Genomic DNA, 20,374 nt, shown 5'->3' with positions numbered 1-20,374 from the left:
CGAGTCCATGTCCACAGCAGAAGCGGGTGCACCTTTCTGGTGAGTAAGGGTAGCGGGTGGGATCAGCGGCTGGTCGTCGGCGCGGGCGGGAAGGGTCTGGTCGGTCACGCGGGTGCGGTCCTGCTGCGCAAATGCGCAGATCGGACCGGTCTGACCAGCGGTTTGAACAAGGTGCTACCGCGCGGCAAGGGCCCTGGGTGGTGGGATCGCGGCACGGTCCTGGTCTCACTCGCGGTCGCGATCGTGCTCGGCGCCACGAGCATGTCCGACATCGCGGTCCTCGCCCATCAGGGATTGGTCTTCGGTGATCGGCCGTCGGAGCCAACCGTCCGGCGAGCGTTGGCCGGTCTCGACGAGACCGCGCTGAAACGGATCGGCAAAGCGCGGGCGAAGGTCCGCGCTCACGTATGGGCCCTGCTCGCCCGCCGCCCGCAAGGGTTCCCGTGGCTGACGGTGGCGGGCAAGCTGCTGTCCGGGTGGGTGGTCATCGATCTGGACGCCACCCTGATCACCGCTCACTCACCGAAGCAGGGTGCGGCGGCCACGTTCAAGAAGGGTTTCGGGTTCCATCCGCTCGGTGCGTGGTGTGCGAACACCGCGGAATGCCTGGCCATGCTGCTGCGGCCCGGCAGTGCCGGCTCGAATACGGTCGCCGATCACATCCGGGTTCTCGGTGAGGCGATCGCTCAGTTGCCGGTCGCCTACCGGCGCAAGATTCTGATCAGGGTCGATGGGGCCGGTGCCACCCACGACCTGCTCGAGCACATCGAGGCGATGAACCGGCTGTGGCGCAGCGTGAAGTTCACCGTCGGCTGGACGATCACCGACGCCGACGAGATCGCGATCGAGCAACTGCCTGCTGAAGCGTGGACCGACGGCCTCGCCCAGGACGGCACGGCCGTCGACACCGCGCATGTCGCGGAACTGACCGGCCTCAACCAGCGCCTGGAGAACTGGAACGGCCGGCTACGGCTGCTCGTGCGGCGCACGAAGCCGTCGGCCCGGCACGCGAAGAATCTCACCGCGCTGGAGAAGCGGACCGGCTGGCGGTACGCGATCGTCGCCACCAACATCAGCCGGATCGCCGGGGTGCCGGGCTCGCACCAGCCGCAATGGATCGACGCTTTGCATCGTTCGCACGCAGGAGTGGAAGACAAGGTGCGCACGAACAAGGCCATGGGCCTGCGGAACCTGCCGTCGAAGGCCTGGACCGTCAACCGCGGCTGGGTCCTCGCCGCCAACATCGCCGCGGACATCACTTCCTGGACCCGGTTGCTCGGCCTGCACGACCAGGACGACCTCGCCCACGCCGAACCCGCAACACTGCGTTACCGGCTGCTGCACCTGCCCGCGAAACTGGCCGCCCACGCCCGCCGGCGTGTCCTGTCCATCCCCGAGACCTGGCCGTGGGCCGACGCGTTCACCCTCTGCTGGCAGCGCCTCACCCTGCTACCACTGACAACCTGACCCTGGACCCCTGTACCTACCAGTAGAAAGACCGTGACCGAGGGCCCGGAGAACTCGCGCTTCCACAGCGACACGTGGCGATATCACACCCAAACCGGGTGGACAAAACGGTCAAGCCGAAACGGTCAGGCAGGGAGCAAGACCCTCTGACGGATCGAGGCTGGTCGGCCGCCGGCACGGACATTAAGGGCGACGCGTACGAGGAACTGCTCTCCAAGGGTGCGGAGGACATCAAGTCCGGCGCTGGCCAGTACTTCACGCCGCGTGCGGTGATTCAGGCGATGGTTGACTGTATTCAGCCGACCGTCCGGGACACTGTCGTCGACCCGGCCGCCGGCACCGGCGGCTTCCTGCTGGCAGCGCACGAGTACGCCTCCCGCGATGCCGAGACGTTGACGCCGACCGAGCGAGCCCACCTGCGCGACACCTTCGTGAACGGTGTCGAACTGGTCGATGGCACCGCGCGGCTCGCCGCGATGAACCTGCTGCTGCACGGCATCGGCACCCCGACCGGCGACAGCCTCATTGAAGTCAAGGACGCGCTGATCGCCGACCCAGGCCAGCGGTACTCGGTGGTGCTGTCCAACCCGCCGTTCGGCCGCAAGTCGTCCCTCACCATGGTCGGCGCTGATGGCCGGGAGGCTCGTGAGGAGCGGGAGATCGAGCGGCAGGACTTTGTCGTCACTACCGCGAACAAGCAACTCAACTTTGTCCAGCACATCGCCACGATCCTCGACATTAAGCACCTGGCCAGAAGTTCTGTCGGTAATCGTGGGGTAGCCATGGGCTGGTCCAGGGTGCGGCGGTGGCGAGGTTCTGGTCGGGGGTGCGGTGGCGGAAGAAGGCGTGGGCCTGTCGGAGTCGGTCGCCGAGGGTGGTGACCGCGGTGTTGGCGATGTGGTGTTTGAGGACGGCCCAGATGCGTTCGACGGGGTTGTCCTGAGGGCTGTACCGGGCGCCGGTCACCAGACGCAGGCGGGGATGCTGGGCCAGCCATGTCCGGGTGTAGCGGCTGGTGTGGGTGGTGTCGTTGTCGCAGAGCACGACCACGGCCGGAGCGTCGGGGTAGGCGTCGAGGAGCTGTTCCAGGAAGTAGCAGAACACCTCGGAGACGGCCTTGACGCAGGGGTGGCAGTGCCAGGCGCCGGTGGTGAGGTTGACCGCGCCGAAGATGCTGCGACGCTGGTTACGCCCCGGAGTGTCGACCCGGTGACGGACGCCGAGGGGCATCCAGCAGGCGCGGACCTTGGCCAGCAGTTCCAGGTAGGTTTCGTCCTCGGCCAGCAGCACCGTTCCAACAGGGAGTCGGCGTAGGTAGGCCCGGACCTGGGCGCAGATGGCGTCGTGGTCGGGGTCGGTCCTGGCCACCAGACGTGGCCGGCGCCAGGTGGCCTGTTCGCGGATACGCCGGTACATGGTGCGTAGGCTGATCGCCGGGCGGCCCAGGGCTCGCCAGATCCGGATGGTGGTCCAGGCTTTCGGGGTGGCCAGCAGGGCACGGATGCGGCCACCGAGGCCGGTGCTGCCGTGCCGGGGGCGACCCGGACGGGGCCGGTCGGGTAGGCCGGTCAGGCCTTCGGCGTCGTGGCGGGCGATCCACCGCCGTACGGTGACCGGGTCGTAGTGCAGCAGGTCAGCGATCTCGGCCGGGCTCATACCGTCTGCCGAGAGCAGGATCATCACCGCCCGCGCGGCGACCCGCCACCGCTGGTGCAAGGTGGTGAGGAGGTCCTGGTACTGCCGGTCGGTCAGGTTGGCGTAGGTCTGCGGGGGTCGCATACTGATCGTGGCCTCGCTGGTGTTTGCACGTTGTCTGGAAACTCCATGCAAACCCAGCGAGGTTCATACCGCACGACGAGCCTCAACCCAGACGGTTACCGACAGGACTTACGGCAACCTGCTTAACGGCCGCGCCGCTGTCGTCCTGCCGGACAACGTGTTGTTCGAGGGCGGGGCGGGGGAGACCCTGCGGAAGCGGCTGCTGCGGGACTGCGACCTCCACACCATGCTGCGCCTGCCCACCGGCATCTTCTACGCCCAAGGCGTCAAGGCCAACGTGCTGTTCTTCGACAAGAAGCCTGCCGCCGAACGGCCCTGGACCGACCGCCTGTGGATCTATGATCTGCGGACCAACCAGCGCTTCACCCTCAAACAGAACCCGCTACGCCGCCACCACCTCGACGATTTTGTCGCCTGCTACTTACCGGGTAAGCCCCGCTCCGAGCGCGTCGAGACCGTGCGGTTCAAGTCCTTCACATACGAGGAACTGCTCGCCCGGGACAAGGCCAACCTCGACATTACCTGGCTACGCGACCAGTCCCTAGAGGACATGGACAATCTCCCGGCACCCGAGGTCATCGCCCGAGAGATCGTCGAGGACCTCACCGCCGCCCTAGCCGAATTCGAGGCGGTCGCCGCCGCGCTGGAAGCCGCCACCGTACCCGACGAAGCCCGGCCCCCCAGCGCTGCTAGCTGATGGTCCGACTGCCTACGGGACGAGGACGGGGCTCATGTCGACCACGTCGGAACCTTCATCGGCGATGCCACGGACCTGGTGTAGGAAACGGGTCCGTCATTCAAGTTAGCTTGACCCACCGCTGCCGAAGGTGCCGGTGATTGGTTGCGCGATGCGCGGTGGGGGTCGCTCAAGTCTGACAGGGCGGCGGGGTGACTTACAGAGACGCTCGCGGCTACCATTCGCGCACGAAGCAACAGGAGGTCGCACGCCGCCTGGCGGTGTCATCAGGAGGTTTGTGGCGATGGTCCTGAGGCCCGCTCCGGTCATCGGATTCGTCGGTGCCTCCGTCGTCGGAGGCGCTGGCGCTGCGGTGTTCACCTACGCTGGCCACCAGATTATCGGGGCTGTGACGCAGATCCGTGACGACCAGGCCGGCTACGATCTGCGCTACGAGCGTCACCTGGCCAGGGTCATCCAGGCGAACGGGCGCCTGCGTGCCTACGGCCGGACGCAGGAACGGTCACGACATGAGGTCACCGACCGGATGCGGGATTTCCTGACGGGGATCAACTTGAACTCGCAGGCGTACGATGACCGGTTCCTAGACGGGGTGGACCCACCGCTCGTGCGGGTTACGGGGAAGCCGAAACTCAACTTGAATCTCGAGGGCTGGGTGCAGGGGCTCGTCAACGCGGCCACCCTGTCTGCCAGGGTGAGTTGAGGCCAGCGGTTCATAGCAAGTCCGCCGGACAGGGCGAGTTGAGGATTGAGAAGCGTTGACTACTGCTGTTGACATGGCCGTGGCCGAGGATGGGGTCATGAGTCGTAAGAAGGGACCGCGTTCGGGTGGTCCGCGTGCCCGCCGGTCGTTCACCCCGGGTCAGAAGTTGGAGCTACTGGCCGGATACGAGAAGGCCGTCGCGGCCGGTGACGGTGGGGCGTTCCTGCGGCGTGAGGGCTTGTACTCGTCGTTGATGTCGGAGTGGCGCCGGGCCCGTGACGCCGGGTTGTTGCAGGGCAAGCCGGCTGGGCAGACGGTAGGGCGGCCGTCGGCGGAGCAGGCGGAGATCGCCCGGTTGCGCCGTGAGCTGGAACTGGCGCAGGCGAAGTTGGCGCGGACGGAGACGGCGTTGACGATCATGGGAAAAGCGCGCGAGCTCTTGGAGGACATCTCCAGGAGCGAGCCGGACGGTCCGGACGTGTTCGGGCTCGGCAGACGCTGATGGACACCTACCACCAGCTGACCAGCGCGAAGGTCCCGACGCGGGAGGCGAAGCGGCTGACCGGGATCGCTCGGTCCAGCGCGGATCGGGACCGGCGGCGTCCGACACCGGCCCGGCCGATGCGACGCACGCCAGCGAACGCGCTCACCCTGGCCGAGCGGGAGCATGTGCTGCGGCTGGTGAACAGCCCGGAGTTCGTCGACGCGGCCCCGGCGCAGATCTACGCGGCGCTGCTGGATCAGGGTGTGTACGTCGGCTCGATCGCCACCATGTACCGGATCTTGCGCGAACACGAGCAGGTCCGCGAGCGTCGCCGGCAGGCCCGGCGCCCGGCCCGGCAGCGCCCGGAGCTGGTCGCCGACGCGCCGCGGCAGGTCTACACGTGGGACATCACGAAACTCGCTGGCCCCGTGAAAGGGATCTACTACGACGCGTACGTGATGATCGACGTCTACTCCCGGTACATCGTCGGCGTCCGCGTGCACGCCCGCGAGTCCGGCCCGCTTGCCGAGAACATGATGCGCGAGGTGTTCGACGTCCACGGCGTCCCCCACGTGGTCCACGCCGACCGGGGCACGTCTATGACCTCGAAATCGGTCGCTGACCTGCTCGAAGACCTTCAGGTAGCCCGCTCGCACTCGCGGCCCAAGACGTCCAACGACAACCCGTACAGCGAAGCATGGTTCAAGACGTTGAAGTACGCGCCGGTCTTCCCCAACCGGTTCGCGTCGCTCGCCCACTCCCGAGCGTTCATGAACGACTTCGTCACCTGGTACAACCACGCCCACCGGCACTCCGGAATCGGCCTGCACACCCCCGCCGACGTCCACCACGGCCGCCACCACCAAGTCCACGCCGCACGCCTCGACACTCTCGCCGCAGCCCGCGCCGCGCATCCGGAACGGTTCGGCGCCACCACCCGGACCACACCAAAGATCCTCGACCTGCCCGAACAGGTCTGGATCAACCAACCCCAGCCCCAGCCGCAACAACAAGCCGCTTAACTCCCGTTGGCCTCAAACCCTTGACACGTTCCGCCAGGGCCGGCACCACTACCACGAAACTCATTCACCAGGCGGTCACCCAGCTGGCCCGCGCCGGCACCGGCAGACCGATCTCGGAGCTGTACGGGGCCGCGCAGAGATCCGCCGAGGACGCGTTTCTCGGCGGAGGACCAAAAAGTCTCGGCGGTGGCGGACGAGACCTCGGTGCGAAGGTCCGGATTGCGATCGTCACGGGGACAATCGTCGCCGCAGCCAGCGTCGCAGCGGTGAAGCAGGCCACCCAGACACGCACCGACGCAGACCGGCACCACACCCACGTGGCTACCGCCATGGCCGACCTCGACCTGTACGACGAGCTTCTGCGCGGGGTGGGCATACGGGCACAGGAGCTCGACGAGACACTTACCTGGCTGACAGGGCAGGCGACCGCTGTGCTCGACCTGCTCGAATCCGAGCCGTTTGACCGGGGCGCTCACGACACGCGGCTGCACGCAGCGTTGAAGATGGCCGCCGCCGTCGGTGAGGTGCGCCGCGCGCCCATCGTCGACGCGAACGGCGATCTTGATCCCCAGACCGAGAAGCTCGTGTTCAAGTACCGCACCGCATGCAAGGAGACATCGGATGCCTGACGACAAGACGGTCCTCACCGGCACCACGCTGCCAGTCGAATCGAGGACCGACAGCGTCGCGTCGCGGGGGATCAGCGCGGCGGATGCGTTGAGCGCGCTGAAGCAGCTGATCAGTGTCAGCCGCGAGGTGATCGAGATTCACGAGATCGAGAGCACCAAACGTGAGAGGCTGCGGACATACCGGGCGACCGAAGTCGAGCGAATCAAGGCGTCCGAGCGGGTGCTGCGCGACTACTTCGATCGCATCTTCGCCGAGCGACGCGAGCAGAACCAGGTACTGTTCGACGGCCTGCGGCAGGCCAGAGAAGCCGGTGACGTAGCCGCGATGCAAACCTTCGTCGGCGGGATCGTCGAAGTGGCCCGGATCTCACCGCTGGCCCAGATCGGCGACCTCGCTGATCTTAGGCGAGCCATGGACGATCCGGACACCGTCTTCCAGTTGTAGGCTCCGGGCGGTCCGGCGCCCGTTGGAGCCTAGCGGGAGTCCCGCCGCTATCTGATCCTGGTGGTGTTTTCGCTGGCTGAGGCGTGGGTGGTGGTGTATTACCCACCTTGGTAGTCAGCGGATGAGTGCGTAGTGGTCGAGGTCGAACAGGTCGAAGAGGCGGTGGGTATAAGCGCACGCTGGTGACCACCCGGCAGCAGGCGCGAGACCGGCGCCGGGCGCTGCTGCGCGCGTTGGGCAGCGACCCAGGGTTGGGGGAACCTGGTGGCGGGGGCGCGGATACTGCATGCTGGTACCTAGATGCAGTAACTCAAAGTGTTAGTCAGTGACCGCGGGTAACGAGGCGGAAGGGATTGGCATGGTTCAACCCAGACTGATACCTACGTCCGATCTCCCGGCTGAAGCCCTGCCGACCGGTCTTGCCGGCGTCATCTTCGCCCTACTCGCCAGCGGCCCGGTCACTCGAGCCCTGGTAGACCCAGCGTGGCCTTTACATCGTGCCCTGCTCGAGCTACGCGAACGAGCCGATGCGGCCGGCTTGGCCGACCCGCTCGACGGGGCCGTAACTCGGCCAGACCCGCACGTAGGCGTACGGGTCGTGGGGACGGAGCAGGCTCTACGCTCGCTTAGATCGCAAGGTCTGGTGGTAGCCGTCGGGTCCGGTGCGTCGGCAGGGTGGGAACTGGCCGCAGGGTCAGTCGCTTCCGCGCGGCGTGAATTTCTGCGCCGTCGTCCGGTCGACGCAGACCTTCTGTTCTGGGCCGTTCAGCGCTGGAACGCGTCTTTGTCCGCTGCGGCGAAGGCGCGATCGAGAGCTTCCCGATCACCGAGATCAGCCACGGAGTCAGGCACCAGCCGTCGCCAGTTGCCGCCGTCTCTGTCTCGGTAGAGAGACCTCACACGGAAGCGCCCCCGGTTGGGGCCGCCCGACAAGGACACGACCTCAACGCGATAGGAACGAACCTTCCCGTCGCGGCCAGGTAACCCAGCTCCCTCCCATTGGTCGGGCGCGGTATCGCGGGGCCCGCCTACCTTCCAATCGATAGTCTTGCACTGCTGAAGCCGACGGAGTGCGTCCATCGCCGAGGCAGGCCGGGACGACTGATTCTGTGAGACGAGCGCCCGCACAGCGCGGCGTACCTGGTCGTTGACGCACGGCGGGAACTCCGCGAAGCGATCCGGAAAGGCGCGACGTCCACGCCCTAGCCGTTCCTCCATCTGCAGGGGGTCCATTTCTTCGTACGGGAAAGGCCCCCGGAGCATCTCCAGAAGGGTCACGCCGAGGCTGTAGATGTCCGACCGCACGTCCAAGATGCCGGTCCCGTACTCCGGCGGCCGGTAGAGCAAGGTTCCGCCGTGTGCCTCGCAAGTCCTGTCATCGTCCGACAGGGGTGCAGCCGAGCCGAGATCGCCGAGATAAGCCGTTTCCCGGCTTTCGTCAAGTAGTACGTTTCCTGGCTTGACGTCGCGGTGCAAGAATCCGTGCTTGGCGTGCAAATGGTCGAGTGCGTCGAGAATGTGCCCTACCAGTACCAACGCCCGGCGGACCCCGAAACGATGACCGCCTTGCAGAGCGCTGTGCACGCTCCCGCCGGCCAGATAGTCCATCACGAGAGTCAGACCATGCTGGATATCGCGGTCCGGCTGGGCGTCACGGATCTTGACGACGTGATCGTGTTCGACTCGGTCGAGCAGTCTCGGCTCAATGCCGTTCAGTTAAGGCATCAGTGCTGGTCAGCGCGGTGAGCTGACTAGGGGTCGGCGGGCCGGTACCGTGCCGTGGCGTGACGTCGTCTGGGGTGGAGTCGCTGCGGCCGCAGGGCCGGTTGACCGATCACATCGGGCTCGGGGTGGTGTCGGCCCGGTTCAACCGGGATCTGCTGGAAGAGGTACTCAACCGCAGCGGGCGGCGTGAGAAGCGGGTCCGGCGGCTGCCGGCGCACGTGATGATCCGTTACGTGATCGCGATGGGGTTGTTCTGCGCCGAGTCTTCTGACGAGGTGATGCGCCGGCTGGTGGGTAACCTGCGCAGACTTGGTTCCTGGGACGATGACTGGCAGGTCCCGACGGCGTCGGCGATCACCCAGGCACGTCAGCGGCTGGGCGCCGAGCCGGTGAAGATGTTGTTCGACAGGGCGTGCGTGCCCTTGGCTGGACCGGGCACCAAGGGCGCCTGGCTGGCCCGGCGCCGGCTGATGGCGATCGACGCGACCACCCTCGACGTGGCCGACACCCCGGCCAACGTGGAACGCTTCGACCGGATGGGGTCGGGGCCGAAGGCGTCGGCGTACCCGAAGCTGCACATCGCGGCGTTGGCCGAGTGCGGCAGCCACGCGATCGTCGGGGCGGTACTCGGGTCGTGCCGCACCGGGGAACGTACCCTGATCAAGGATCTGGCCGGGCGGGTCGGGCCGGGCATGCTGGTCCTGGCCGACGCGGGCCTGTACTCCTTCGACCTGTTCAACTCCTTCGCCGCCACCGGCGCGGACCTTGCCTGGCGAGTCGGCGCGAGCGTGTCCATCGGGCATCTGCGGTGGCTCGCGGACGGCTCCTACCAGGCACTGATCTTCAAGGCGGGGTTGTCCGCGCAACGCCGGGCCAGGCTGGTCGAGCAGGCCCGGACCGGCCAGGAGATCCCGGCCGATCTCGCCCGCCTCGTCAGGGTGGTCGAGTACACCGTCCCGGACCGCAACCCCGACGGCGAACTCATCGTGGTGGTCACCACCCTCACCGACCACCACGAGGTCCCCGCGATGGAACTGGCGGGTGCCTACCAGCAGCGCTGGGAAGAAGAGTCCACTCTGAACGAGATCAAGACGGACCTGCGCGGCCGCGGCGAAGTCCTCCGATCGAAGGTCCCTGACCTGGTCGAACAGCAGATGTGGGGACTACTGCTGGCCCACTACGCCATCCGCGCACTGCTGCTGGAAGCCGCCGACCCGGCCGGCTACGACCCCGACCGCATGTCGTTCGTCAAAGGCCTACGCGTCGTACGCCGCCAGGTCACCGACCAGGCGGCCATTACCCCCTGAGCACCTTTCCACCGCCCTCGACGATGCCCTCACCGAGATCCGCCACCAGCCGAACCCGCCCCGACGCGACCGCAGCTGCCCCCGCGTCATCAAACGCGCCCGCCACAACTCCTACCGCGTCAAACGACCCACCGACCGGACCACCCGCCACGACGGGCCCGCCATACCCAGGCTGGCCTGCCCAGACGCCTTAACTTAATGGCATTGAGTCTCGGCTCCCGGTAGGCGACGGCGTCCTCGAGCCCGAGAAGGTCGATGGTCTTCTGCACGAGCATCCGCTGCAGCGGCTTGTGCCATACAAGCCGGACCTCGCCGACTGCACCACCAGGCAGGGTCTGAAGGAATGAATAGGTCGGCTTGTCAAGCCGATCGCCGTGGAGCATGTCAGGCCCGCTGTTCCGCGGCGACGGCAGCGAGTGCGGCGATACCCCGCCCATCGCCCCAGTACTTGCCGCTCCGGGCGATTCGGCCCTCGCCGAGCTTCGCCAAGCCACCACGTCCGGTCAGCCCGAGCGCGCCTTTCACGGCCTGCTGCGACAGGTATCGGCAAGGCACGCCTGCCTTCGCGCATTCCAGCCGTAGCAACGTCTCCATCGCTAAGCGGTCCGTCCATCCGGTGTGCGTGTCCGTGTAGTTGGAAACGGCCCGCAGGACTACCACCTCAGACGCCCCGGCGTCGCGCAGCGCGCGGGCGACGTCCTTGCCGAACTCCACCAGACGGTCGGCGTCGGACAAACCGTTGCGGAACGCAAGCCGCTCCGGCTTGCCCTGCAGAACGGATTCCCCGTCCGCGACCACGAGGTATGCACACGACGATGTGCAGGCAACCCCGAGCGTAGCCATCGTCCTCCTTGACCTTTGCCCGCCGCACCCAGCTCGGACGCAACCGCCCCGTCCGTGACGCCGGGCAGTCACCTCCCGGATACAGCTTAGAGGACTCTGAATTGACGCTGAGAACGCTAGGTCTCTGGGTGGCAACCAGCATCCGTGGGCATCTCCTGCACCACGTTGACGGGCAACCTCGTGGGACCCAGCGCGTCTGCCTGTGAGCACGCCTGTGATCAGGGCCGACCTTTAATTGCTAGTTGTCGATGAATGTGACGGGCAGGCTTGTGGGCGGCGTGGGGGCGGACGGGATGGCATCCGGCCTCCCACATTTTCTGTGCTCACACACATGCTCACAGGCCAAGATCAAGAAGCCGTCATCGGCCGATACTCGATGGCATCAGATGTGATCTGTGGATCTGAATATTGCCTGTTCAGCGCATGTGCTGACACTGGCTGGGATGGCGTGACAGAATCGTTACCATACTGGCAGTGTGGGGGTCAGGGGTTCGAGTCCCCTCGGCTCCACCTCGCGTTTATGCAGGTGAATCGGCGTCAGTCATCGATTGGCGCCGATTGCTTGTGATCTTGTGGTCACGGCGCTGGTCACCCAGCGCCCCACACTGCACTTCGGTGATCGATGTTGAGACTTCGTCCGAAACGGCCTCTGATCAGGAATCTTTCGACTGCGCCGCCTGTTCGGGTGCTGCCGGGGCGGAATGTGGGGCGAAAAACAGTGTGGTACCGGGGTGCTGGCTCGTACCGTCAGATGCGGCCCCGCTGGTGTGCTGGCGTACCCGCTTGGTGCGCGGCGGGGTAGCGGGCCGTGATGCAAGTCGCGGCGAGCAGAGCGGTGCGTGCCTCAACCTGGGCGACCCGTCGGGTCAGGACGAGACGGTTGCGGCCGCGGGTCAGGCCGCGGCGACGTCGTCGGCGATCCGGGTGTTGCGGGTCTCGTCGAGGGCCAGGTCGCCGGTGGCCCTCGGCTAGCGCGCCCGGGCGCGTCAAGGTCGACGTCGCCGGGCTACGCATCCCATCGACCTGGCCCTGGGCCAACCAGATCACCGCCGCTTTCACCCGGATCGCGGCGATCCCCGCCCCTGGCTGACCAGCTCAGCCCTGCCCCGACGACCGGAGGACCCAAGGAGACCACGCCCATCGCCGCGACAGACGGCCTGCCACCGTACCCCGAACCCGATCGCATCGACAATGAACGATCGCAGACGCGGGACCGGAACGCCCGACATCAGCCGTGAACGATCGAGGCTAATAGAACCCGAACGGCCGCCGCTGACCTCGGGACTATGCCGAAGCCGGGTCGATTCCTACTAAAGACTCCGGTCCTGTGAGGCCTCTTTCCAGGCTTGGTACGCCCTGCCGAGTGCACGTCAGGTGGTCGGGCGGCGGCCGTTCATCCCAGAAGTTGTTTCGATTGCCGCCGCACGGTCGCTACAGGCCCAGCACGATCGGCACCGTGGGGACGGATCACTTCACGCAGGTCAGGATGGTTACTTGTTCGTGGTTCGAGCCCGCCAGCATGATGCACCCCTCGCTCACCGGGAGCCGTCGAGCTCTACACCAGCACGGGAATCGTGGTGGTCGCTGGGATCGCGAAACGGCTCATCGGAGGGTAGTCACGAGCCTCGCTATTAGGGTGCCGCGCGATCCTGTCAGGGGTTTGACTAGGTCGATATGAAGCGTTCGAGTGAACGGGAGCAGCTTTGAGCAAGGTGTTCTGCGGAATCGACTGGGCCGAACGGCATCACGAGATCACGCTGGTCGACGAGCATGGCGAGTTGGTGGCCAAGAGGCGCATCCATGAGACGGTCGACGGTTGGCAACAACTCAGGTTTAGCTCTGTTGAAAATAACTGCTTGAGCTGGTGTTCGACCGGTTCAGCATTTGCCCGCGACGTTGTGGGCGCGACGCTACCTTGACGCGGTGACCAAGAAGGTCCGGAGTTCGGGTTCGATCATCGGGCTCGGTCTGACTTCGGCCACATAGCCTCGATCGGTGAGCAGTGATGCGATCTTAGCAAGGTGCCCATCGACGTCTTGAACTTCGAGAACGACTCGTTTGATTCGTTGCCAGTCTCGGTCTTTGACGCCGATGAGGATGTCGAGTTCGGCCCCTTCGGCGTCGACCTTGAGCAGGTCAATTACAGGTGAACTGGGTAGGACGGCGGATAGTGGCTCAATCGGCGCAGATACGATTTCTGCGCGATACTCGGACCGATAATCGAGTCTCGGGTGGCGATGTGTCAGTAGGTCAATCTGAAGCTGCTTTTGCTCGGGATATCGGGTCGAATTGCCGGGGGTGTTCGGATAGTACGTAAATGGGGCACGGGGTTCAGGTTGGGCGCCGATGCCGCACCTTGTCAATCGGACGTCCCTCAGTCCGTGTAGGAGTATGTTCTTCTCAAACGCCTCGGCAGACTCAGGGATCGGCTCGAAGGCATAAATGTGGGCGTCTGGGTTGTGCTGTTTGACAAAGAGCGTGTATAGGCCGATGTTGGCGCCAACATCCACCACGACAGCGTTCGGACGCAAACCGGCTACCTTGTAGCAGTCGTGACCGAAAATCTCGTCATACTGGAACTGGGCTTCGCTTCTGCTTTGAGCGTATAGATGCAGACCACTGGTGAGAACGAAGCGCGATACCGGCATGCGTCATCCTTATCGGAAAAGGTGCGAACTTCGCGGATTGGCTTGCGTGGGGGTGGGTCGACTTCGCGTCGTTGCCGTAAGGCACTGTCTCTTCGTGGCGCCGACTCGCGTAGGGGGGGTCATCGTTACCTCTTTGTATGCTGTCGATTACCTTCTTGCTGGATTGGAGAACGGAGATCGGCTCGCGATGCCAACTCCTTACCGTATCCCGCCACCCGAAAACGACTATGTCACGCCACCACTCCTTTGCGTCTCGAATAGCCCTTAGGGCACCGGCTAAGGATACCGGCGCCGCTGATGAATCAAGGCCCGTTGTGGGATAGCGTCGACACCGTGGCCGGAGACTGTCGGGCGGTCATGACCAAGCTGGCGTAAAGCGCCGTGGTTTCGGCGACCATGGTGGCCACGTGGTGGCGTCGGAGAACTGAACGCCGGGCCGCGGCACCGAGTCGGGCGCAGCGTTCCGGGTCCGTGGCCAGCCGGGTCAGCGCATCGGCGAGTGACTCCGGGTCGCCCGGCGTGACGACCTCGCCGTTGACGCCGTCGGCGACGAGGTCGGCAAGCCCGCCGACGGCCGTGGCTACAACCGGTTTGCCGAGGCCCATGCCTTCGGCCACCGCCAGACCGAACCCCTCCGCCAGGCTGGGGGCGACGATCGCATCGGCCTGCCATAGCACCGCCGGCATCTCCTCCGGCCGCCGTGGGCCGGCGAACCGGACCACCTCGCCGAGATTCAGGCGTCGTGCCTCCTCGCGGGCGGCGCGCGCGTACTCGGAGGGGCCGTCCGGGCCGACGATCACCACGCGTAGCTGCGGCGCCCGCCGTCGTGCGATCGCCGCTGCCCGGATCAGCTCCAGTGTTCCCTTGGGACGGTAGATTCGCCCGACACTCACGGCGACCCAGGTGTCCTCGGGCAGTCCCCATGCCGGCCCATGTCCGGTCGATGGACGGGCGGGCACGACTGGTGGCACCTCGACACCGTGTGGGATGAGGTGGACCCGGTCAAGCGGCACACCCTGGGCGCGTGCCCGCTCGTAGTAGAACGAACTGGGTGCGATGACCGCATCCGGCGCCAGCCGGTGGAAGGCGAGCCGGAGCCGGCCGCGCCCGAACGTCTCGGTCTGCGGTGCATGCTCGTGGATCGTGACGACGAGCGGGACGTCGTGATGGTCGGCGACGATCCGGCCAAGGACGGCGGTCTCGATGCTGTTCGCGTGCACGAGGTCGATCGGCCTGAGACCGTCTAGCAGACCATGCAGCTCGTCGAGGACCGAGAACTGCATGGACCGCCAGGTCACCCGCCGGTTGTCGGAAAGCTGCTCCTTGTAGCGGGTGAGCCGATACACCCCCTCCTCAAGCGCGGGCACCGCCTCGCGTAGCGACCGGGTGTGGCCGTCGGTGGCGACGGTGATCGTCCAGCCGTTCCGTACCGCCTGCTCGTACAGACGGTAGGCGTATCGTTCCGCGCCGCCGGGGCAGGGCGGGAACCATGGGGCCAGCAGCAACGCGTGGGGCACGGTCTAGCCCTCCGTGAAGGCGGCGCGCAGCATGTCGCGGTGCGCCCGTACGTAGCGGATGTCCGCCTCGTACAGATCGGTGTGCCCCTGCGCGATGTGCTGCTGGAACGCCTCGTTGCCCTGGCCGGCCTGGTCGCGCATGAAGTCGATGAGCGCCTGCAGCCGGTCCGGGACGACGTCGACGACCTCGGCGCCCACTTCCGGCCCGTATGCGCGGCAGAACTCGGCGGCCCGGCGTCCCTGCTCCTGCGGTGTGCCGAAGCTCTCCGGGTTGTCCGGCCCCTGCAATGGCGCGAACCGGTAGACGGCGTAGGCGACGTCCCAGATGCGCGGTCCGGGGTGGGCCGCGTCGAAGTCGATGAAACCGACTGCCAGGCCGTCCTTGACGACACTGTTGTACTGGGCGACGTCACCGTGGCACATGACCTCGGCCGGCTGTCGGACCGGGAAGATCCAGGGGTCGTCGGGGCGCGGCCGGAACGTGACGCTCGCGTCGTGAAGGCCGCGCAGCAGTGCAGCCGCGGTGGCGAGGAACTCGGGCGTACGCAGCTCAGGCGTGAGCACGTCGGGTACCTCGCCGTCGAGGAACGTGAGTATCTCGTTGCCCTCGCTGTCGAAGCCACGTGGCTGCGGCGCGCCGTGGAACCCGTGGTCGTGAAGGTGCCGCAGGAGCCGGTGGATCGCCGGCGCTGCCGGTGACGCTGGCCGGTGGACGACGTCGCCGTGGCGGCGCACGACGTTCACTCCGCCACGAAATTCCTGCTGTTCAGTCATGCGTTGCTCGCCTCTCAACAGGACGGGGTCGGCTGTCGCCGACCGTACTTTGAGGTGGGGTGAAGCGGGTGCCGGGAGATCCCGCAGGGCGAGATCGGGTGGCAGCGCGCCGCAGAACGCGGCGGCCGTGGCCATGTCGGCCGGCGGGCCGTGCCGGCCCGCGGACCGCAACATGTCGGCGCGTTCGTCCCGTAGCGTGCCCGACCCGCGCAGTTCGCGTACTGCGGCGACAGTGTGCCGCATCTGCTCCTTGCTGAAGAACCCGCTGCCGGCCAGGTACCTGAATCGGGCGGCGTCCTTCAAGCTCCAACGGAGCTGGCCGTGGCGACCGGCCGGGGCGACCATGTCGAGCTCGAGGTCGAGGGTGTCGATGCCCCAGGGGCGGTGGACGGGCGGGTTCTGGAAGTTCAGATACCAGCTCACCGCCTCCGCCGTGCCGGCGTGGAGCAGCAGGCCGAGGGCGAACCACCGGTCACGGGGGAGCAGATAGTGGATGTCATGGGTGGTCCAGGCCCGGGGCGCGAGCGTCCATCGGTCGGTCCCGAGCCGAAGCAAGCGGCCGTGGTCGTCGTGCGGTGCCAGGTAGAGGGATCCCGCACTGATCCTCAGCAGTGTCGCCTCGGCCGTGTCGCGTAGCACGGTGACCGGGACCAGCGCCCAGGTACGTTCACCGATCGAGTGACGCAGCATGATCTGACCGCCGACCGGCCATCGGCGGCTCGTACTCATCGCGTCCATCGCGCGTAAGCGATGGGCGCTTCGCGTCCCTGGACGTCGAGCATGCGCAGCTCCAGGCCCTTGACGCCGATGCTTTCCCGGAGAGCTCGCGTCTCGCCGGGCCACTTCGGGTGGGCGATCTCGTCAAATGCCAGGATGCTGCCGTCCGTGAGGTAGGGCTCGATCGCGTCCAATGCCTTGCGGGTCGGCTCGTAGATGTCGAGGTCGAAGTAGGCGAGCGAGACGATCGTCTGCGGGTTCTCGCTCAGGTACGCAGGCAGGGTCTCCCGCACGTCGCCTTCGATGACCATGGTCCGCTGGATGTGCGCGAGCGGGTCCAGGGACTCGTGCGTGGCCAGGACGTCGCGCAGGTGGCCGGCGTAGCCAGCCGGGGTCGCGAACCGTCCGAGGCTGGCGCTTGGGCTGACCCGGTCGAGGTCGGCGAGGTCCGGAAACCCGGTGAAGGTGTCGAACCCGATGATCCGGCGAGTCGAATTGTATGGTTCGTAGATGCTGCGCAAGGCGGTGAAGGTGGCGAGATGACGGCCGTGGAACACGCCGAACTCCATGACGACGCCGGGCACCCTCATGCTCATCCGATAGAGCGCGTCCATCGACAGCAGGTCGACCAGCTGATGGCGGCGCATGTACAGGCTGAGGCTGTCGAGAAGGTAGTCGGGGGGGATGGGCGATCCGAGCATCAGCTCGGTGAGGCCGGTTCGGGCGGCCCGCTCCTGTTCGGACTCGTGGGGAAGGGTGCGGGGATCCTTGTACTGACCGTCGATCATCGGGGTGCCGCTGCCTCTCTGCGTTGCGGTGCCACGGTGGACAGCAGGTCGGAGGCCGTGGGCCACCGACGGGTGACGCCGGCGTCCGCGCCCACGGTGACTCCGTGCAGGACGATGTCGGTGAGCAGACCAGCCTCGTTCGCCAGGAGTGACCTCGGAACGCTGCGACCGAGACCGCCTGGCGCCATCGAAGCAGCGGCAGCCCGCCCGGCTGGCGTGGCCGCGTGCCGGCGTACCTCGTCGGGTCCGCAGTGTCCGCCGCCGGTGAGCAACATTCCGCTCGCGACAGCGGTGACCCATAGTTCGTACACTGGCCTGCCGGGCACGGCCGGTGGCAGGCCCGCCGCCTCGCTTCGGCGAGCCAGGTCGTTCGGGAGAGGCCGGACGGCCAACAGGTCGGCGGTGCGCCCGCGAAACGACCGGTCCGCTGCGGGCGTGCTGGTGAGGATCGAGCGAGTGGTGCTCTCCGACAGATAAGGGATGAGCTCCGGGAGCTCGAGCTGCCGGCAGGTGCCGGCGTCGCTGCGGTGGCCGAGATAGCAGGCCGAACCCCGCCGGCCGTGGTCGTCGTTGCCGATGATGCTGCTGAGGTCGTCGTGGTCGACCAGGTTCGGCACAGCGACGAGTACCGCGATCCCTTCCGCGCAGAGGTACCGGAGAGTAGCGATGTCGCCCGCCTCGGCCAGATCGTCGTGCGCGCTGAGGAAAGCGGCCAGGCCGCGGGCGGTCTCGGCCGGCAGGATCAGACCTTGCGTCGGCACGTAGATGTCGATGACCGGCGCCACGTCCCGCCCGGACCAGACCGCCATGCGTGCCACAGCAGCGGTGCGGGCACTGTCGTTGACGAACAGAGCGACGGCGGCGGCCGGAAACCGCCGCGCCAGCGCGGTACAGCCGTCGAGCAGGTCGGTACACGGCAGCGCGTCGTCCTCCAGCACCAGGTGGTGGGTGGCGTCGGGGGCGACGGCGCCCCAGGCGATGGCGGCCGAGCGCACGCTGGTCGGCGGACCGTCGGGCCGCGGGTCCAGCGCAACGTTGAGACCGGGCAGCTGCTGGCGCAGCCGGGCCACCGCGACCGACCGTCTGGGGTGCGCCATGACGGCTGCGGACAGCATCGTACGGGCGGACATGGCCAGCGACCGCCTACTGCGCCGTGACGGCGAGGGGATCCTTGGCGACCGGACCGTCGGGGGGCTGTACGCCCGCCCAGTCCACACAGGTGTAGCGGTTTGGGTGCACGGCGACGGCGACGATCTGGCAGTTGCGCAACCAGTTCTCGTATCCGTAGCCGTACGGCAGGTTCTCGCAGATGGCCGGGATGAGCAGTTGGAGGATGCCGCTGTGTGCCACCACGAGGCCCGTTCCGCCGTCGTATGCCTGGGCCATCCGTTGCACGGCGGGGATGGACCGCTGCAGCACCTGCAGGGCGGTCTCCCCGCCTGGGGCGGTGGCGGCGTCCAGCCGGCCCTCGACGGTCCACGCATGCCAGGTCCGGTCGATCTGGTCGAACACCTCGTTGTAGTCGCGTCCCTCGATCTCACCGACCGAGAACTCCCGTAGGTCGGCGTCTACCACGATCGGTACGCCGGGCCGCTCAGCGGCCACCATCTGGGCGGTCTGCTGCGCGCGTACCAGCGGCGTCGTGTGCACGGCCACGATGTCGATGCTGGCCAGCATCTCCGCCAGCTCGCGGCCCTGGGCGACACCGTTGTCGTTCAGCGGTGGGCCCGGTGGCGAGGTGGACAGCCGGTTGATCGCGTTGTCCGCGGTTTCCCCATGCCTGGCGAAGAGAATCTTGTCAAGCACGGCGGTGCTCCCTCGTGGTCAGTGGTAAGGCTGTCGCGTCAGCCCCGGCGGTGAACGGAACGAACGGAATCTCGTGAGCGCCGGCCGCCGTCAGGACAGCACGCAGCGGCGCCTGTTCGCCGGCCTGCACACTGAGCAGCAGGCAGCCGCCACCGCCCGCACCGAGCAGCCGGCCACCGTCGGCGCCGTGCTCACGCGCGAGTCGGTAGAGCCGGTCCACGGTTGGGGTGCTCACGTGTGGACTGAGCTCACGTTTGATCTGCCACTGCTGGTCGAGCAGTGGTCCGATGTCGTCTACTTTGCCCTCGGTGATGGCGGCGTGCATCGGGGCGACGAGCTTGGCGAGCGCGTGCATCCGGCTGATCGTGCGGTGGTCGCCGCGGGAGACGCTCTGGGCCTGCGCCGTCAGCACCGCTCCGGCATCACGCCGCTGGCCGGCGTAGAAGGCAAGCAGGCGGTGGCACAGGTAGTCCATCGTCGGCTGCGGCACCACCACTGGCGACGGCCGTACTCTTCCGGATCGCGCGATCTCGAGCGTCAGCACGCCGCCCAACGCCGCAGCGTAGTGGTCCTGCTTGCCGACCGGGCGACCCAGATCGATGCGTTCGAGGTCGCCGGCCTCCTCGGCCAGTTGTGTCCGGTCCGTCGTCCGGCCCTCGGCTGTGGCGAGTGCGGCGAGCAAGGCGACACCGAACGCGGCCGAACTGCCGAGTCCGAGGCCGCTCGGCGCGTCGGTGAACGACGCGACCTGCAGGTTCTCGTGGATGCCGTGTCGGGTGAGCGCGACGCGCGCGATCGCGTTGTGCAGGTCCGAGACACGGGCTGTCACCTGCGTCTCCTCGAACGCGGCGGTGACCGACCCGTTGAAGCTGCGGGCTTGCAGCGCGACGGTAACGAAGCGGTCGATCGCCATGGTGAGGACGCGGCCTCCGAACTGTCCGGCGTAGCTGGGCAGGTCGGTTCCGCCACCAGCGAGCGAGACCCGCATGGGTGCCCGGCTCAGCACGGCGAGGGCCGGGGCCT

At 67.0% G+C, this 20,374-nt stretch carries 18 protein-coding genes, 1 tRNA gene and 1 pseudogene; 10 read left to right on the top strand and 10 right to left on the bottom strand.

Going from position 1 to position 20,374, the window contains the following annotated elements; genetic code table 11:
• Positions 1–39 precede the first annotated feature (39 nt).
• Both ID554_RS07475 and ID554_RS07470 read left to right on the top strand, forming a co-directional pair.
• Positions 40–1,467: an IS1380 family transposase gene (locus ID554_RS07475; protein ID WP_199489339.1), complete on the top strand. Its 1,428-nt coding sequence runs from the start codon at positions 40–42 to the stop codon at positions 1,465–1,467.
• A gap of 74 nt (positions 1,468–1,541) precedes the next feature.
• Positions 1,542–2,189, top strand: a pseudogene (locus tag ID554_RS07470) (HsdM family class I SAM-dependent methyltransferase); the annotation flags it as partial.
• A 16-nt stretch (positions 2,190–2,205) separates the two neighbouring features.
• On the opposite strand, the gene ID554_RS07465 reads toward ID554_RS07470, so the two are convergent.
• Positions 2,206–3,246: an IS630 family transposase gene (locus ID554_RS07465; RefSeq protein WP_117231366.1), complete on the bottom strand. Its 1,041-nt coding sequence runs from the start codon at positions 3,244–3,246 to the stop codon at positions 2,206–2,208.
• A gap of 7 nt (positions 3,247–3,253) precedes the next feature.
• On the opposite strand from ID554_RS07465, the gene ID554_RS07460 reads away from it, so the two are divergent.
• The 5 genes from ID554_RS07460 (at position 3,254) to ID554_RS07440 (ending at position 7,226) form a co-directional block, all read left to right on the top strand.
• Positions 3,254–3,943 carry an N-6 DNA methylase gene (locus ID554_RS07460; protein WP_317985216.1) on the top strand — a complete coding sequence of 230 codons (690 nt, stop codon included), beginning with the start codon at positions 3,254–3,256 and terminating at the stop codon, positions 3,941–3,943.
• A 277-nt stretch (positions 3,944–4,220) separates the two neighbouring features.
• On the top strand, positions 4,221–4,646 hold the full coding sequence (locus tag ID554_RS07455; RefSeq protein WP_147333655.1) for a hypothetical protein: 426 nt from the start codon (positions 4,221–4,223) through the stop codon (positions 4,644–4,646).
• Positions 4,647–4,719: 73 nt separating this feature from the next.
• Positions 4,720–6,152, top strand: a protein-coding gene (locus ID554_RS07450; RefSeq protein WP_396888540.1) for an IS3 family transposase whose coding sequence is annotated in 2 segments (ribosomal slippage) — positions 4,720–5,077 and positions 5,077–6,152 — 1,434 coding nt in all. Because the reading frame shifts where the segments join, the coding sequence is not laid out codon by codon here.
• 20 nt (positions 6,153–6,172) lie between these two features.
• The gene (locus ID554_RS07445; RefSeq protein ID WP_147333660.1) at positions 6,173–6,781 is read left to right on the top strand and encodes a hypothetical protein; all 609 of its coding nucleotides are present in this window, start codon (positions 6,173–6,175) and stop codon (positions 6,779–6,781) included.
• Positions 6,774–7,226 (top strand): hypothetical protein, encoded by a 453-nt coding sequence (locus ID554_RS07440; RefSeq protein WP_199489327.1) that lies wholly within the window; start codon positions 6,774–6,776, stop codon positions 7,224–7,226. Before ID554_RS07445 ends, ID554_RS07440 begins: the two co-directional genes overlap by 8 nt.
• A 765-nt stretch (positions 7,227–7,991) precedes the next feature.
• Here ID554_RS07440 and ID554_RS07435 read toward each other — a convergent pair.
• Positions 7,992–8,921: a protein kinase domain-containing protein gene (locus ID554_RS07435; protein WP_223884632.1), complete on the bottom strand. Its 930-nt coding sequence runs from the start codon at positions 8,919–8,921 to the stop codon at positions 7,992–7,994.
• Positions 8,922–9,010: 89 nt separating this feature from the next.
• Here ID554_RS07435 and ID554_RS07430 point away from each other — a divergent pair, with 89 nt between their 5' ends.
• Positions 9,011–10,258, top strand: a complete 1,248-nt coding sequence (locus ID554_RS07430; RefSeq protein WP_191088608.1) for an IS4 family transposase — start codon at positions 9,011–9,013, stop codon at positions 10,256–10,258.
• A 384-nt stretch (positions 10,259–10,642) separates the two neighbouring features.
• Here the strand turns inward: ID554_RS07430 and ID554_RS07425 are convergent, their stop codons facing one another.
• The gene (locus tag ID554_RS07425) at positions 10,643–11,101 is read right to left on the bottom strand and encodes a hypothetical protein (RefSeq protein ID WP_147333594.1); all 459 of its coding nucleotides are present in this window, start codon (positions 11,099–11,101) and stop codon (positions 10,643–10,645) included.
• 441 nt (positions 11,102–11,542) lie between these two features.
• On the opposite strand from ID554_RS07425, the gene ID554_RS07420 reads away from it, so the two are divergent.
• Together ID554_RS07420 and ID554_RS07415 are read left to right on the top strand one after the other, a co-directional pair.
• A tRNA-Ala gene (locus ID554_RS07420) sits at positions 11,543–11,611 on the top strand.
• Between the two features lie 1,193 nt (positions 11,612–12,804).
• Positions 12,805–13,020 carry a transposase gene (locus tag ID554_RS07415; protein ID WP_191088745.1) on the top strand — a complete coding sequence of 72 codons (216 nt, stop codon included), beginning with the start codon at positions 12,805–12,807 and terminating at the stop codon, positions 13,018–13,020.
• Here ID554_RS07415 and ID554_RS07410 read toward each other — a convergent pair.
• The 7 genes from ID554_RS07410 to ID554_RS07380 form a co-directional block, all read right to left on the bottom strand.
• A complete protein-coding gene (locus tag ID554_RS07410; RefSeq protein ID WP_117230918.1) occupies positions 13,012–13,749 on the bottom strand; it encodes an FkbM family methyltransferase in 738 nt (245 codons plus the stop codon). The genes ID554_RS07415 and ID554_RS07410 overlap by 9 nt on opposite strands.
• 302 nt (positions 13,750–14,051) lie before the next feature.
• Positions 14,052–15,266, bottom strand: coding sequence for a glycosyltransferase family 4 protein (locus ID554_RS07405; RefSeq protein WP_117230917.1), 1,215 nt, complete (start codon positions 15,264–15,266; stop codon positions 14,052–14,054).
• A 3-nt stretch (positions 15,267–15,269) separates the two neighbouring features.
• Positions 15,270–16,769 (bottom strand): aminoglycoside phosphotransferase family protein, encoded by a 1,500-nt coding sequence (locus ID554_RS31445; RefSeq protein ID WP_223884472.1) that lies wholly within the window; start codon positions 16,767–16,769, stop codon positions 15,270–15,272.
• Positions 16,766–17,545: a class I SAM-dependent methyltransferase gene (locus ID554_RS07395; protein ID WP_117230916.1), complete on the bottom strand. Its 780-nt coding sequence runs from the start codon at positions 17,543–17,545 to the stop codon at positions 16,766–16,768. The genes ID554_RS31445 and ID554_RS07395 overlap by 4 nt, the downstream gene beginning before the upstream one ends.
• A complete protein-coding gene (locus ID554_RS07390; protein ID WP_117230915.1) occupies positions 17,542–18,675 on the bottom strand; it encodes a hypothetical protein in 1,134 nt (377 codons plus the stop codon). Before ID554_RS07390 ends, ID554_RS07395 begins: the two co-directional genes overlap by 4 nt.
• A gap of 13 nt (positions 18,676–18,688) precedes the next feature.
• Positions 18,689–19,351 carry a histidine phosphatase family protein gene (locus ID554_RS07385; RefSeq protein ID WP_117230914.1) on the bottom strand — a complete coding sequence of 221 codons (663 nt, stop codon included), beginning with the start codon at positions 19,349–19,351 and terminating at the stop codon, positions 18,689–18,691.
• A complete protein-coding gene (locus ID554_RS07380; RefSeq protein ID WP_191088744.1) occupies positions 19,344–20,339 on the bottom strand; it encodes a GHMP family kinase ATP-binding protein in 996 nt (331 codons plus the stop codon). Before ID554_RS07380 ends, ID554_RS07385 begins: the two co-directional genes overlap by 8 nt.
• Positions 20,340–20,374: the final 35 nt, after the last annotated feature.

Origin of the sequence: Micromonospora craniellae, assembly GCF_014764405.1 — a bacterium.
Classification (GTDB): domain Bacteria; phylum Actinomycetota; class Actinomycetes; order Mycobacteriales; family Micromonosporaceae; genus Micromonospora; species Micromonospora craniellae.
This window is presented reverse-complemented; position numbering and strand designations above follow the sequence as displayed.

What these genes read in the sequence shown, in the direction of transcription:
- ID554_RS31445 (WP_223884472.1), bottom strand. Translation starts at nt 16,769, where the DNA reads ATGAGTACGAGCCGCCGATGGCCGGTCGGCGGTCAGATCATGCTGCGT.
- ID554_RS07395 (WP_117230916.1), bottom strand. Translation starts at nt 17,545, where the DNA reads ATGATCGACGGTCAGTACAAGGATCCCCGCACCCTTCCCCACGAGTCC.
- ID554_RS07465 (WP_117231366.1), bottom strand. Translation starts at nt 3,246, where the DNA reads ATGCGACCCCCGCAGACCTACGCCAACCTGACCGACCGGCAGTACCAG.
- ID554_RS07380 (WP_191088744.1), bottom strand. Translation starts at nt 20,339, where the DNA reads ATGCGGGTCTCGCTCGCTGGTGGCGGAACCGACCTGCCCAGCTACGCC.
- ID554_RS07390 (WP_117230915.1), bottom strand. Translation starts at nt 18,675, where the DNA reads ATGTCCGCCCGTACGATGCTGTCCGCAGCCGTCATGGCGCACCCCAGA.
- ID554_RS07410 (WP_117230918.1), bottom strand. Translation starts at nt 13,749, where the DNA reads ATGCCGGTATCGCGCTTCGTTCTCACCAGTGGTCTGCATCTATACGCT.
- ID554_RS07425 (WP_147333594.1), bottom strand. Translation starts at nt 11,101, where the DNA reads ATGGCTACGCTCGGGGTTGCCTGCACATCGTCGTGTGCATACCTCGTG.
- ID554_RS07440 (WP_199489327.1), top strand. Translation starts at nt 6,774, where the DNA reads ATGCCTGACGACAAGACGGTCCTCACCGGCACCACGCTGCCAGTCGAA.